The following is a 14,157-nucleotide window of genomic DNA, read 5'->3' as shown; positions in this document are numbered from 1 at the left end:
TATGACTAAACAAAAAAAATTCATCACTTGTGATGGTAACGAAGCTGCTGCTCATATTTCGTACATGTTTACGGAAGTAGCTGCTATCTACCCTATCACTCCGTCATCTACTATGGCTGAACATGTAGATGAATGGGCTGCCGCAGGTCGTAAAAACATCTTCGGCGAAACTGTATTGGTTCAGGAAATGCAATCTGAAGGAGGTGCTGCCGGTGCAGTACACGGTTCTCTTCAGGCTGGTGCATTGACAACTACTTATACTGCTTCTCAGGGTCTTCTGCTGATGATCCCTAATATGTACAAAATCGCAGGTGAATTCTTGCCTTGCGTATTCCATGTTTCTGCACGTACACTGGCTTCTCACGCACTGTGTATCTTCGGTGACCATCAGGATGTGATGTCTTGCCGTCAGACAGGCTTCGCTATGCTGTGTGAAGGTTCTGTACAGGAAGTTATGGATTTGGCGGGTGTAGCTCACTTGTCTACAATTAAATCACGTGTACCGTTCGTTAACTTCTTCGACGGTTTCCGTACTTCTCACGAAATCCAGAAGATTGAAAAACTGGACAACGAAGATTTGGCTCCGCTTATCGACCAGAAAGCATTGGCTGAATTCCGCGAACGTGCCCTCAGTCCTAACAAACCGGTTGCACGCGGTATGGCTGAAAACCCGGATCACTTCTTCCAGCACAGAGAATCAGGTAATCCTTACTATGAGGCAGTTCCTGCAATCGTAGAAGAATATATGAACGAAATCAACAAGATCACAGGACGTAACTACGGTCTGTTCGACTACTATGGTGCAGAAGACGCAGAAAACATCATCATCGCCATGGGTTCTGTGACAGAAGCTACTCGCGAAGCTATTGATTACCTGACTGCTCAGGGCAAGAAAGTAGGTTTGGTAGCCGTTCATTTGTATCGTCCGTTCTCTGCTAAGCACTTCTTGGCTAAGGTGCCTAAGACCGTAAAACGTATTGCTGTTCTTGACCGTACAAAAGAACCGGGTGCAAACGGCGAACCGCTGTATCTGGATGTAAAAGACGTATTCTACGGACAGGAAAACGCTCCGTTGATTGTAGGAGGTCGTTACGGTCTGGGTTCAAAGGATACTACTCCGGCTCAGATTCTGTCAGTATACGAAAACCTGGAACTCCCGATGCCGAAAGACCACTTCACTATTGGTATTGTGGATGACGTGACTTTCACTTCTCTGCCTCAGAAAGAAGAAATTGCCCTCGGTGCAGAAGGTGTATTCGAAGCTAAGTTCTATGGTCTGGGTGCTGACGGTACAGTTGGTGCCAACAAGAACTCTGTAAAAATCATCGGTGACAACACAGATAAATACTGCCAGGCTTACTTCTCATACGACTCTAAGAAATCTGGTGGTTTCACTTGTTCTCACCTGCGTTTCGGCAATCACCCGATTCACTCTACTTATCTGGTAACCACTCCGAACTTCGTAGCTTGCCACGTTCAGGCTTACTTGCACATGTACGATGTAACCCGTGGTCTGCGCAAGAACGGTACTTTCCTGTTGAACACTATCTGGGAAGGTGAAGAACTGGCTAAGAACCTGCCGAACAAGGTAAAGAAATATTTCGCAGAAAACAACATCACTGTTTACTATATCAACGCCACTCAGATTGCTCAGGAAATTGGTCTGGGTAACCGTACCAACACTATCCTGCAGTCTGCATTCTTCCGTATCACAGGCGTTATTCCTGTAGACTTGGCTGTAGAACAGATGAAGAAGTTCATCGTGAAGTCTTACGGCAAGAAGGGTGAAGACGTAGTCAACAAGAACTACGCAGCCGTTGACCGTGGTGGTGAATACAAACAGCTGACTGTAGACCCGGCTTGGGCTAACCTGGAAGTGGAAGCTGCTGCTGCCAACAACGATCCTGCATTCATCAACGAAGTTGTTCGTCCAATCAATGCGCAGGATGGCGACTTGCTGCCGGTATCTGCATTCAAGGGTATCGAAGACGGTACATGGCATCAGGGAACAGCTAAATACGAAAAACGTGGTGTAGCTGCATTCGTTCCGGAATGGAATCCTGAAAACTGTATCCAGTGTAACAAGTGTGCATACGTTTGTCCTCACGCTGCTATCCGTCCGTTCGTACTCGATGCAGAAGAACAGAAGGGTGCAAACTTCCCGATGCTGAAGGCTGTCGGCAAACAGTTCGACGGTATGACCTTCCGCGTACAGGTAGACGTACTCGACTGTCTGGGTTGCGGTAACTGTGCCGATGTATGTCCGGGCAACCCGAAGAAGGGTGGCAAGGCTTTGACTATGAAACATCTGGAAAGCCAGCTGCCTGAAGCTGCCAACTGGACTTACTGTTCAGAGAATGTGAAGTCTAAACAGCACTTGGTAGACATCAAAGCTAATGTGAAGAACTCTCAGTTCGCTACTCCGTTGTTCGAGTTCTCTGGAGCTTGCTCTGGTTGTGGTGAAACTCCGTACGTAAAACTGATTTCTCAGTTGTTCGGTGACCGTGAAATGGTAGCAAACGCTACTGGATGTTCTTCTATCTACTCTGGTTCTGTTCCTTCAACTCCGTACACTACCAACGAAAAAGGTCAGGGTCCTGCTTGGGCTAACTCATTGTTCGAAGACTTCTGTGAATTCGGTTTGGGTATGGAATTGGCCAACAAGAAACTGCGTAACCGTTTGGAAGATGCCATGAAAGCTGCGATTGCCGCTGAAGGAACTCCGGCTGAATACAAGGAAGCATTCCAGGAATGGATTGACGGACGCAACGATGCAGACAAGAGCAAAGCTGCTGCTGAAAAGATTATCCCGATGGTAGAAGCTGCAAAAGACAAATGCGAATACTGCGCTACTATCGCTGAATTCAAAGATTACCTGATCAAACGTTCACAGTGGATTATCGGTGGTGATGGTGCTTCTTACGATATCGGTTACGGAGGTTTGGATCACGTCATCGCTTCTGGCGAAGATGTAAACATCCTCGTACTGGATACAGAAGTTTACTCTAACACAGGTGGTCAGTCTTCTAAGGCTACTCCGCTAGGTGCTATCGCTAAATTTGCTGCTTCTGGTAAGCGTGTACGCAAGAAAGACCTGGGTCTGATTGCAACTACTTACGGTTATGTATATGTAGCTCAGATTGCGATGGGTGCTGACCAGGCTCAGACATTGAAAGCCATCCGTGAAGCTGAAGCATATCCTGGACCGTCATTGGTTATCGCATACGCTCCATGTATCAACCACGGTTTGAAAGCTGGTATGGGCAAATCTCAGGCTGAAGAAGCAAAAGCTGTAGAATGCGGCTACTGGCACTTGTGGCGCTTCAACCCGGCTTTGGAAGACGAAGGTAAGAATCCGTTCTCACTCGACTCTAAAGAACCGAACTGGGATAACTTCCAGGATTACCTGAAAGGTGAAGTCCGTTTCGCATCTGTAATGAAACAGTATCCAACCGAAGCTGCTGACTTGTTCGACGCTTGTGAAAAGATGGCCAAGAAACGTTACGATTCATACAAACGTATGGCTGCAATGGACTGGAGCAACGAAAAAGCTGAATAATTCATTTAGCCCCTCATAACAAGAACGGCTGCCTATATAAGGTAGCCGTTTTTTTATAACAAATGCCCGTTTTTCACTATGTTTCTATCGCTTTAATTTAACCCTTATATATGAAATATCTAATCGTATCAGACATACATGGATGTCTGCCCGCCCTGGAACAGGTGCTGCAATTCTACCGAGTCCATCATTATGACATGCTGCTCATCTTAGGAGATATTCTGAATTATGGCCCCCGAAACGGACTGCCAGAAGGACTCGATCCTAAAGGTATTGCCGAGAAACTAAACGAAATGTCCTCAGACATCGTGGCCATCCGTGGAAATTGCGATTCTGAAGTAGACCAAATGCTGCTGAACTTTCCCATCTTATCGGACTACACCTTAGTGGCAGATGAAGGGAAAAAACTATTCCTCACACACGGTCACATCTACAATGAAGAAAAGCTTCCCTGCAACGGATATGACGCCTTCTTCTACGGACATACCCATCTGTGGAAACTGGAGAAAACAGAACATGGAATAATCTGCAATACCGGCTCCATCACTTTCCCTAAAGGAGGAAATCCTCCGACTTTCGCAAGTTACGAACACGGAATAATCACTATCTACCAACTAAATGGAGATGCGTTAAAAGAACTATCCCTCTAAAAACCCATAAAAACGGCTGCCAACCCAATGTAACCCATAACAGACAATACACATTTACAATTGGGAAGGCAGCCTATACGTATAGCAATAGATAACTGTCTTTACTTTATCCTTATAATTCAGAAGAGGATTTCGGACCACCCAAAGGGAAAGAAATGCCCAGGAATCCATTTACCGACTTAGAATTACCACCAAAGAACATGTAGTCGGTACCTACAAATAATGAACCTAGTTTCAACGCCAAACCGATTGATTTACCACCAGCCTGAATCGGAGAATAACTGATAGCTGCATTCAACCAGCTTTTCGGACGAATCGTTGCTAAAAAAGTCAGTTCACTTAAAGTCTTCGGCTGTGTAAAACGAGCAGTGTACATCGCACCGACACTCAACTTATTATCCCAGAAGCCATATTCACCAGCCAACAACAAAGTAGAATACAAATGAGTTTTTGTCTTTACTTTTTCCGGTGAACCCTCTCTAAAGTCAAAACGTTCCAAAGACAGGAAATCACCTCCGATATAATGGTCATAATTGTCTGGAGTAATAGTCACATCTTCACTCCCACTTACTGTGGCCACAGTTGTCTCACTTTCTTTCCATTTCAAGAAACCTAAGTCAAGAATGGAAGCAGATACAGTCAGATTATCCCAAACTTTGTAACTTGCCCCCAAATCAATTCCAAAACCGGAACCTGCTATTCCCAAATCTCCTGCCTCCAGGTCGAAATTATCTATTTTGCCATCTTGATCAAAAGTCATACCACCCCCCTTTAAGGTCGTAATCATGTTTGCATCCGCTGCATAAGAATATCCTTTTCCATACCAGTCAGAAGGAGACAACTCTCCACGAGAAGCATAATCCGAAGAAGCGTAATGATTCAAATCGGGTACATCCAATTCCAAGTCAAACTTATTGACATTCATTTCAGCACGAGCCAGACCCAACAGGATTTTTACCCGTCCTCCCACTGTCAGTTTTTCTGTAATCTGCCGAGAATAACCCAACCCAATTTCAGCATAGGCTTTCATATTCAGGGTCTGGTTGGATAAACTATATTGCTGTTTTTGCCCTGCAATGTTTTCCAAGGAGAAGCCATTCATCGTACGCATCATGGAAAACATATCTTTGGATAAAGCTGCTCCAAAGTCTGCACGTAAACCCAGATTAAAACTCCAGAAACCTTTTCCCTTATACCAGCCAAAAGATAAAATATCGGTATTCAGGTTCACATTCAAGCGATTATCTGCCTTCAAGCGATCAAACAGCTTATCATTTGAATACAAATCACTCCCAGAATCCAAGATATCAATGATATCACTTGTACCCAAAACATTAGAAGAAGCCGACATATTAAACGAGCCAATTACAGGAATATTGAAATATCCCCTTGTAGGCTGCAAGCCTGGATTCAATTGCAAACGCGCACTTGTACCTTCCATAAAATAAGAAGAACGCAAATACTGAGCCTGTACCGCAGTTCCTCCCCACATTAATATGCTCCCTAACAGAAGCAAACCCTTGCATCCAAATCTTCTCATACCCTAGTATATTAATAAGTTTTAATGCAAAAATAAAAATATCTATAATATGGAAGAAACTCTAAAACAAGGTCAGCGAACCATACACTACATATCTGCTACCAAATGTTTGTATTTCGCCACTAAGTTGCAAAAAACAAATTTATTACAACTGGCAAAAACGCTCCATCATCTCTTTTCGGTATTTTTTAGATACCTGAAGCTCATCAACTTCATTAAAGGGAGGATACATCACACACTGTCCGCCCTGCACCATCAACAAATAATTCATATTGATGATATACGACTGATGAATCTGCACAAAAGCCGAATCGTATGCACAGAGATGCTCTGCCCTTGTATTCCGTTTTAAAGGTATAAAAGAACCGTTGGCCAAGGCCACTTCCCAGATTTTCCGGTCGGACACATACCGGAAATAACCGATATCAGACACACGCAACACCCGTAAATCGCCCATCGGAGTCACCACCATAAAAGATTTTTCTCCCTCACGGCCATTATTTATCAGGAAGTTTGTCGAATTCTTGACACCCGTCTCCCGCAAACGTCCCAAAGCCATGGCCAGTTCGTTAGGGTCCACAGGCTTTAAAAGAAAATCAAAAGCATAATTACGCAAAGCATCTATCAGATATTTGTTATACGCCGTATAAAAAATAATATGCATGTCCCAATTTTGAATCTCATGCACTTTGATAGCCACGTCCATCCCCAGCATATCAGGGAGTTCCACATCCAAGAACAACAAATCCGGATGTCCCTTCTCAATCAAACGGATGCCTGACTTTCCATTATGGGCAATCCCTTCCACGGATATCCACTGATACTTCTTCAGTTCAAAACAAAGATTATCAATGGCCGTTTCTTCGTCATCTACAATGACAGCCTTAATTTTATCATTCATGCTTTTTTTATTTTCTTTAATTGAAAAGAATAGTTCAAAGGAATCACAAATCGTACCTCACACCCCATTTCATTCTCATCTCCTACCATTACATTACTAATTTTCACCAGTATAGGACGTGAGTTATACGTATTCAGCAATTGGATGGTCTGTGTAATCACCTTCATACCGGTTCCCGTACCGTGATTTACGCTCACTTGACGATAACCTCCTCCATTGTCACAAACCACAATATCTACTTGGTTATCTTCCAACCGACGCACTTTTATTATCAACAAGCGCTTTCCTTCTTTCAACCGCAACCCGTGCTTGATGGCATTTTCCACAGGTATCTGCAACAGCATGGAAGGCACCTTCACCTCTTGCAAATTTATCCGTTCATCCAGCTCCAACTGATAATGAAAATCGGCCCCCAATGATTCTTTCTCCAAATCCACATACGTATCCACAAACTCCAGTTCATCAGCCAATGATACGGCCAGACAATCAGTCAGTTCCAGATTGCGACGTATCAGCTTTGTCAAACCAATCAGGTTCTTGCTTTCTTCCTCTCCTTTGTGGAGATTCATTTCACGATTCAGCACGTTAAAAACAAAATGGGGAGAAATCCGGTTACGCACATTTTCCAGGCGCAATGAAGTAATCGCATTCTGCATACGCCACTGCTCCTTCTCCCTCAAACGCTTGCGATACAAGATGATTACAAAAGCGATTGCTATCAACAAAAAACATCCGCCCACAATCATATACATCCATTGGTGCAGCTGAAGTACCTGATTTTCTTTCTCACGGATAAAAATTTCCTTTTTCATCAACGTACTGTCCTGTGCATACTTCAATTCAAGTTCTGCTGCCCGCATCTTCACCCTCTCATTCCGTATGGAATCATCCATGCGATGGTTCTCCTTCAGATAATGATAGGCCTGTTTATAGTCACCCACCTTTTCATAATACCGCTGCAAGTAACGGTTGCGCACATGAATCATATTGGGTTCCACCTGATCATATTTCTTGGCATGTTTCAGGCGTTCTTTAGCCAAAGCCACATTTCCTTGCTTTAATGCCAGCTCCATCAACTGCGTATCAATGCAATACAAAGCTGTCGAATGGTGAATAGAGTCAAAAAAACCCCGGCATTTCTGCAAATAATAAGAAGCGGAATCCAAATGGTTCAACAACAGAAACACTTCACCTAGATTAATCATGGTCAGATTCCGCTCAAAATTCATATCCGGATATTGATTCACCACCCCCAATGAGCGACGGAAATACGTCAAGGCGGTTGCATAATCCTGACGATAATAATATGAATTTCCCCGGTTGTTCAAATAAATATGCTTCTCAAAAGGATGCATCTGGTCATAATAACGCGATGCCAGGTTATAATAATAATCACAAGCAGCAAAATCCCTCAACTCCATATTTACTTGAGCCAGACCATAATAGGCCGGAAACCGTTGCTTGTCGGACATATCCAGCGAGTCGGCAATAGACAACGAACGATTATACCACAAAGCTCCCAAGTCATAACGTCCTTTCTTGACATACACATCTGCCAGGTTCAAACATATATCGGGCAAAGACTCCCGGTTGCCACCGCGAGTGGCATATTCAAAAGACTTCAAATAACACCGACAAGCAGAATCCGCCTGAGAAGTGCGCACACAAATATTCCCTCGCGCATTATAAACCATTGCATACAAACGGGCTATATCTTGACTTTCAGCATGTTTATCACAGAAAGCACCAATCTTATCCAACAAATAAGAGGCTGAGTCCAGCCTAAAAGATAAAAAACAACTTCTTACTTTCAACAACAACAAACGATAATACATCGTACTATCTTTCACAGACGGAATAATCCGGTCGACCATCCGGCTGACATGTTCCGGTGAATCGGCAGAGATTCTCTCCATCTGCTGATAAAATCTTTCAAAGAAGTCGACCTTGTTCCTATTTTCTGTCCTCCCGCATCCCATCATCACAAACAAAAAGAAAAGGCCAACTCCTATTCCTACTTTATAATAATACTTCATACTAAGTTCATACCCTCTTTATTAATAACAAAAATAACAAAAAAGAATCCAAGAGACAAAAAAAGTTTATTTTTTTCATACTACATATAAGTCTGTTTGATGGATAGACAAAGCAAATCGTCAAATACACAAAATTTATTATTCCCTATTTCGGCCAACTCATCCATAAGATGTTTAATTATTTCATGAATTCCCGTGTTTTGCAGGGAAATGTGTACATTTGCAATTATAACCACAAACTGAACACATCCATGAATGATAAATCCTCTTATGAACTGCCTGATTTGAGCCACTCCATGGGAGCTCATCTAGGCATTCAGTTTCTCGAAATGGAAGAGGGATATGTCAAAGCCCAAATGCCAGTCGACGAAAAGACTTGCCAGCCATTTGGCATACTCAATGGCGGAGCCTCACTGGCCCTCGCAGAAATCGTAGCCGGGCACGGTTCCATTCCATTGTGCAGCCCTGGAGAAATGCCCTGCGGCATTCAGGTCAGTGCCAACCACCTCCGCATGGTCCCCAAAGGAGAATATGTAATTGCCACAGGACGACTGATTCACCGTGGCCGCACCTCTCACTTGTGGAATGTAGATATCACCAACTCCACGGGAAATTTGATTTCCACTGCACGCATCGTCAACCAAATAGTCAAGAAACGTTCATGAAAACTCCGGAAACTATCTATCACCACCTCATCGATTCATTTACGCGGCAAGAAGTATGCTTTGCGCTATACCGGCTTCCATGGACAGACGAGCCAATCCTGGTCATGCAAGAAGAAGGGAGTCCCATCCTTCTAAACAGTCTGGAAGAACTGAATCAGCGAAAAGGATTTCTTTTATCCCCGTTCCAGCTGACCCATACACGCCCTGCAATATTAATCCGTCCAGACATCGTAGCACACGACTGGGAAGAAATCAAACAGGCCTTGCAGGAATGGACGACTCGCCATCCAGCGTCCATGAACCCGATTCAATCCTTCCCCAAAGAAAAAGAAGAGGTGGATACGACACTCCAACCCTCTGAAAAAGAGGAAAAGGAGCAATACACCGAAACATTCAGCCGCTTTATCCTGCCACTGAAAGAAAAGCTGTTCCGTAAGCTGGTGCTTTCAAGAAGTAGCGTCCAGCCACTGCACGAAGCATTTTCTCCACTGACCACATTCATCCAGGCCTGCAACAATTACCCGCGCATGATGATTTCCTTGTGCCACACCCCTTCTACCGGCACATGGATAGGCAGCACGCCCGAAATCATCCTCAGCGGGCACGAGGAGGAATGGCATACCGTAGCCCTGGCAGGCACCATGCCCATGCAGGGAGAAGTCATGCCTACGGATTGGAGCAAAAAGAACAAGGAAGAACAGGCTTTCGTGGGAGAATACATCCGTAAAACCGTCAAGAGATTCGGCAGCAAACTGACCGAAAAGGGACCTTATACGGCCCGTGCCGGTCAACTGGTACATTTGAAAACGGACTTTCATTTTTGCCTGAAGGATACAAACCACTTGGGCAATGTGCTGCAAGAACTGCACCCCACCCCTGCCGTCTGCGGACTGCCGAAAGAAGAAGCCTACCGGTTTATTCTGCAAACGGAACCGCACGACCGCCTTTTCTATTCCGGCATCATCGGATGGATGGACCCGCAAGGCGACACCACCCTATATGTCAACCTGCGCTGCATGCACGTGGAAGGAAATACAGCCACCCTTTATGCGGGAGGAGGTATCCTGCCCGACTCCACGGCCGATTCGGAATGGGAAGAAACGCAGCAGAAAATGAATACCATGCGAAATATCCTCTCAATCTAAAACATATAAAAGAATCATGTATACTGACAAAAAAAATATCTTGCAGCTCGTAGCCCTGCTGAAAGCTCACCGCATACAGAAGATTGTGTTATGCCCCGGAAGCCGGAACATTCCTATCGTACAAACCTTGGTCAACATTCCGGAGTTTACCTGCTATCCGATGACCGATGAACGTAGTGCCGGTTTTTTTGCCTTGGGACTGGCCCTGAACGGAGGCCAACCGGCGGCAATCTGCTGCACATCGGGTACGGCCCTACTGAATATTCACCCGGCCGTGGCCGAAGCCTTCTACCAGCAAGTCCCTCTTGTAGTGATTTCGGCCGACCGCCCTGCGGCATGGATTGGCCAGATGGACGGACAAACGCTTCCGCAGCCAGGGGTGTTTGGCAGCCTGGTCAAAAAATCGGTCGACTTGCCCGAAGTACAGACGGAAGAAGACGAATGGTACTGCAACCGACTTATCAACGAGGCTCTCATGGAACTTGACCACCATGGGAAAGGACCTGTACATATCAACGTTCCCATCAGTGAGCCCTTCTTTAAACTCCCGGTAACGGAACTTCCCGAAGCACGGGTCATTACCCGTTACCAGGGACTGAACGTGTACGACAAGGACTACCAGCCGCTCATCGAACGGCTGAACCGTTACCAGCGACGCATGGTGGTGGTGGGACAGATGAACCTGATTTACCTGTTCGACAAGAAATCTACCAAGATGCTCTACAAGCATTTTGCCTGGTTCACCGAAAACATCAGCAACCAGACCATTCCGGGACAGCCCATCCGCAACATCGAGCCGCTGCTCTGCTCTATGGATTTTGAAGCGCAGCAGAAGATGCGTCCGGAACTGCTCATCACATACGGAGGACATATCATCTCCAAACGACTCAAGAAATTCCTTCGCCGCCATCCACCGGTAGAACACTGGCACGTAACTCCCGACGGGCAGGTAGCCGACCTTTTCGGTTCTCTGACCACCGTCATCGAAATGGACCCGTTTGAGTTTTTGGAAAAGATTGCACCGATGATGGACAGCCGAACTCCAGAATACCCGCGCGCCTGGGAAGCCCTGTCCAAGCAGATTCCGCAGGCCGAATTTCCCTACTCCGAGATGAGTGCCATCGGAAAAGTCATCGGGCACCTGCCGACACCTTGCTCGCTCCACCTGGCCAACAGCTCGACGGTACGCTATGCCCAACTGTTCCCGCTCCCTCAGGAAGTGGAAGTTTTGTCAAACCGGGGAACCAACGGCATCGAAGGCTCCTTGTCCACGGCCCTCGGTTACGCTACGGCCTCCGACAAGCTCAATTTCATCTTTATCGGCGACCTGAGTTTCTTCTATGACATGAATGCCCTCTGGAACACCAACTACGGAAGCAACGTACGCATCCTCCTGCTCAACAACGAAGGAGGCGAAATCTTCCATGCCCTTCCGGGACTGGAGATGCAGGACAGCAGCCGACGTTTCATCACGGCCACGCACCGCACCTCGGCCAAAGCATGGGCCGAAGACCGTGGCTTCCACTACCTCTCCGCCCATAACGACGAGGAACTGGACCAGACTGTCGAAGCATTCACCCAGCCTTCCATCACTTCACGACCGATATTGCTGGAAGTGTTTACAGAAAAAGACAAGGACATTGAACACCTGAAAACATATTATCACAACTTAAAATAACAAGCATTATGTCACAACCCAGAGAATGGAAAACCATCAAAGAATACCAAGATATTCTGTTTGATTTCTATCATGGTATTGCCAAAATTACCATCAACCGTCCGCGATACAGAAACGCATTCACCCCGACCACTACTTCCGAAATCAGCGATGCCCTGCTCATCTGCCGTGAGTGTCAGGACATCAACGTGGTGGTACTGACAGGCGCCGGCGACAAAGCCTTCTGCTCCGGCGGCGACATGCACGTGAAAGGACACGGAGGTTATGTAGGCACCGACGGCGTACCCCGCCTGAACGTGCTCGACGTACAGAAACAAATCCGCTCCATCCCGAAACCGGTCATTGCCATGGTCAACGGATATGCCATCGGAGGCGGACACGTACTCCACGTGGTCTGTGACCTGACCATCGCTTCCGAAAATGCCATCTTCGGACAGACAGGGCCTCGTGTGGGCAGCTTCGATGCCGGATTCGGCTCTTCTTACCTGGCCCGGATTGTAGGCCAGAAAAAGGCCCGCGAAATCTGGTTCCTCTGCCGCCAGTATTCTGCCCAGGAAGCACTGGAAATGGGACTGGTGAACAAGGTGGTGCCTTTCGACCAGCTGGAAGATGAAGTAGTGGAATGGGCCGAAACCATGATGCAACACAGTCCGCTGGCCCTGCGTATGATCAAGGCCGGACTCAATGCGGAACTGGACGGACAGGCCGGTATCCAGGAACTTGCCGGAGATGCCACCATGCTCTATTACATGACCGACGAAGCACAGGAAGGCGGAAAAGCATTCCTTGAAAAACGGAAACCCGACTGGAGCAAGTATCCTAAATTCCCCTGATTGATTCATCCCACAAATTTCTACCGGACAGAAAGCGAAACTTGCTTTTGCTTTCTGTCCGCTTATTGTTTCATCCCTCACAGAATGTATCATGTATTCACTGAAAATATTTCCGCGTACCCTCCATTTCAAACAACCTGCCGGCACATCCCGCGGAGTGTACCACATCCGGCAAGTCTGGTATCTGCTGCTCACCGACACGGAAACCGGACAGTATGGCGTAGGTGAATGTGCCCCCCTGCCTGCCCTGAGCTGTGACGACCTGCCCGACTACCCTCGGCTGCTGGCTGAAATCTGTGAAAAGACTGCAGCCGACGGACACATCGACTACGAAGCACTCCGCCCCTATCCGTCCATCCTTTTCGGACTGGAAACGGCCTTTGCCCACCTGCAGGCCCATAGCCTGAGATTTTGGGATACTCCCTTCAGCCGGGGCACACAAGGTATTCCCATCAACGGACTCATCTGGATGGGCAATTTTGACGAGATGTACCGCCGCATCGAAGAAAAGATGAAAGCCGGATTCCGGTGCATCAAGGTAAAAATCGGGGCTATCGAATTCGAACGGGAACTGGAACTGCTGGCCCACATCCGCCGTCATTTTTCCGCTTCCGACATCGAACTCCGTGTGGATGCCAACGGAGCCTTCCGACCGGAAGATGCCCTGAGGAAACTGACACAACTGAACGAATTCCAGCTTCATTCCATCGAACAGCCCATACGGGCCGGACAATGGGAAGCGATGAAGGCTCTGTGCGCTGACTCTCCCTTCCCCATCGCACTGGACGAAGAACTGATTGGCGTGAACGAAACCTGCCGGAAAAAAGAATTGCTGGATACCATCCGTCCGCAATACATCATCCTGAAACCGTCGCTCCACGGAGGCATCCGAGGGGCAGAAGAATGGATTTCACTGGCCCAGGAAAGGGGTATCGGCTACTGGGTGACTTCAGCGCTGGAATCGAACATCGGCCTGAACGCCATCACCCAATGGTGTGCCACGCTTCACCCGACCATGCCACAGGGACTCGGTACCGGCCAGCTCTTTACCGACAACCTCGACTATCCGCTGCACATTGAAGGCGACTGCCTGTGGTTCCATCCCGAAGAAAAGGCCTCTGATTTTCTAACTTTCCTGAATCGTCCCTGA

10 protein-coding genes are annotated in these 14,157 nt (G+C 46.8%); 7 read left to right on the top strand and 3 right to left on the bottom strand.

The annotated features are described in order from the left end of the window. Position 1 precedes the first annotated feature (1 nt). Complete coding sequence (gene nifJ / locus OIM59_RS03825; RefSeq protein ID WP_299172568.1) at positions 2-3,559, top strand: pyruvate:ferredoxin (flavodoxin) oxidoreductase; 3,558 nt, start codon at positions 2-4, stop codon at positions 3,557-3,559. A 110-nt stretch (positions 3,560-3,669) separates the two neighbouring features. Further along, a complete protein-coding gene (gene yfcE, locus OIM59_RS03820; protein WP_303895172.1) occupies positions 3,670-4,209 on the top strand; it encodes a phosphodiesterase in 540 nt (179 codons plus the stop codon). A 112-nt stretch (positions 4,210-4,321) separates the two neighbouring features. Here the strand turns inward: yfcE and OIM59_RS03815 are convergent, their stop codons facing one another. The 3 genes from OIM59_RS03815 to OIM59_RS03805 all read right to left on the bottom strand — a co-directional run bounded on the left by OIM59_RS03815 (position 4,322) and on the right by OIM59_RS03805 (position 8,566). After that, positions 4,322-5,749: a DUF5723 family protein gene (locus OIM59_RS03815; RefSeq protein WP_299172562.1), complete on the bottom strand. Its 1,428-nt coding sequence runs from the start codon at positions 5,747-5,749 to the stop codon at positions 4,322-4,324. Positions 5,750-5,894: 145 nt separating this feature from the next. Further along, positions 5,895-6,650 carry a LytTR family DNA-binding domain-containing protein gene (locus OIM59_RS03810; RefSeq protein WP_303895169.1) on the bottom strand — a complete coding sequence of 252 codons (756 nt, stop codon included), beginning with the start codon at positions 6,648-6,650 and terminating at the stop codon, positions 5,895-5,897. Next, positions 6,647-8,566, bottom strand: coding sequence for a histidine kinase (locus OIM59_RS03805; protein WP_299172556.1), 1,920 nt, complete (start codon positions 8,564-8,566; stop codon positions 6,647-6,649). Before OIM59_RS03805 ends, OIM59_RS03810 begins: the two co-directional genes overlap by 4 nt. 371 nt (positions 8,567-8,937) lie before the next feature. Between OIM59_RS03805 and OIM59_RS03800 the strand changes: the two genes are divergently transcribed. The 5 genes from OIM59_RS03800 to OIM59_RS03780 all read left to right on the top strand — a co-directional run bounded on the left by OIM59_RS03800 (position 8,938) and on the right by OIM59_RS03780 (position 14,157). Continuing rightward, on the top strand, positions 8,938-9,351 hold the full coding sequence (locus tag OIM59_RS03800) for a PaaI family thioesterase (RefSeq protein ID WP_299172553.1): 414 nt from the start codon (positions 8,938-8,940) through the stop codon (positions 9,349-9,351). Continuing rightward, the gene (locus OIM59_RS03795) at positions 9,348-10,496 is read left to right on the top strand and encodes an isochorismate synthase (RefSeq protein ID WP_299172551.1); all 1,149 of its coding nucleotides are present in this window, start codon (positions 9,348-9,350) and stop codon (positions 10,494-10,496) included. Before OIM59_RS03800 ends, OIM59_RS03795 begins: the two co-directional genes overlap by 4 nt. Before the next feature lie 16 nt (positions 10,497-10,512). Next, entirely contained in the window at positions 10,513-12,174 is a 1,662-nt protein-coding gene (menD, locus tag OIM59_RS03790) for a 2-succinyl-5-enolpyruvyl-6-hydroxy-3-cyclohexene-1-carboxylic-acid synthase (RefSeq protein WP_299172548.1), read from the top strand. An 8-nt stretch (positions 12,175-12,182) separates the two neighbouring features. After that, entirely contained in the window at positions 12,183-13,007 is an 825-nt protein-coding gene (gene menB, locus OIM59_RS03785) for a 1,4-dihydroxy-2-naphthoyl-CoA synthase (RefSeq protein ID WP_022354397.1), read from the top strand. 91 nt (positions 13,008-13,098) lie between these two features. After that, positions 13,099-14,157, top strand: coding sequence for an o-succinylbenzoate synthase (locus tag OIM59_RS03780; RefSeq protein WP_303895160.1), 1,059 nt, complete (start codon positions 13,099-13,101; stop codon positions 14,155-14,157).

The sequence above is a fragment of the Bacteroides mediterraneensis genome (assembly GCF_025993685.1).
Lineage (GTDB): Bacteria > Bacteroidota > Bacteroidia > Bacteroidales > Bacteroidaceae > Phocaeicola > Phocaeicola mediterraneensis_A.
This window is presented reverse-complemented; position numbering and strand designations above follow the sequence as displayed.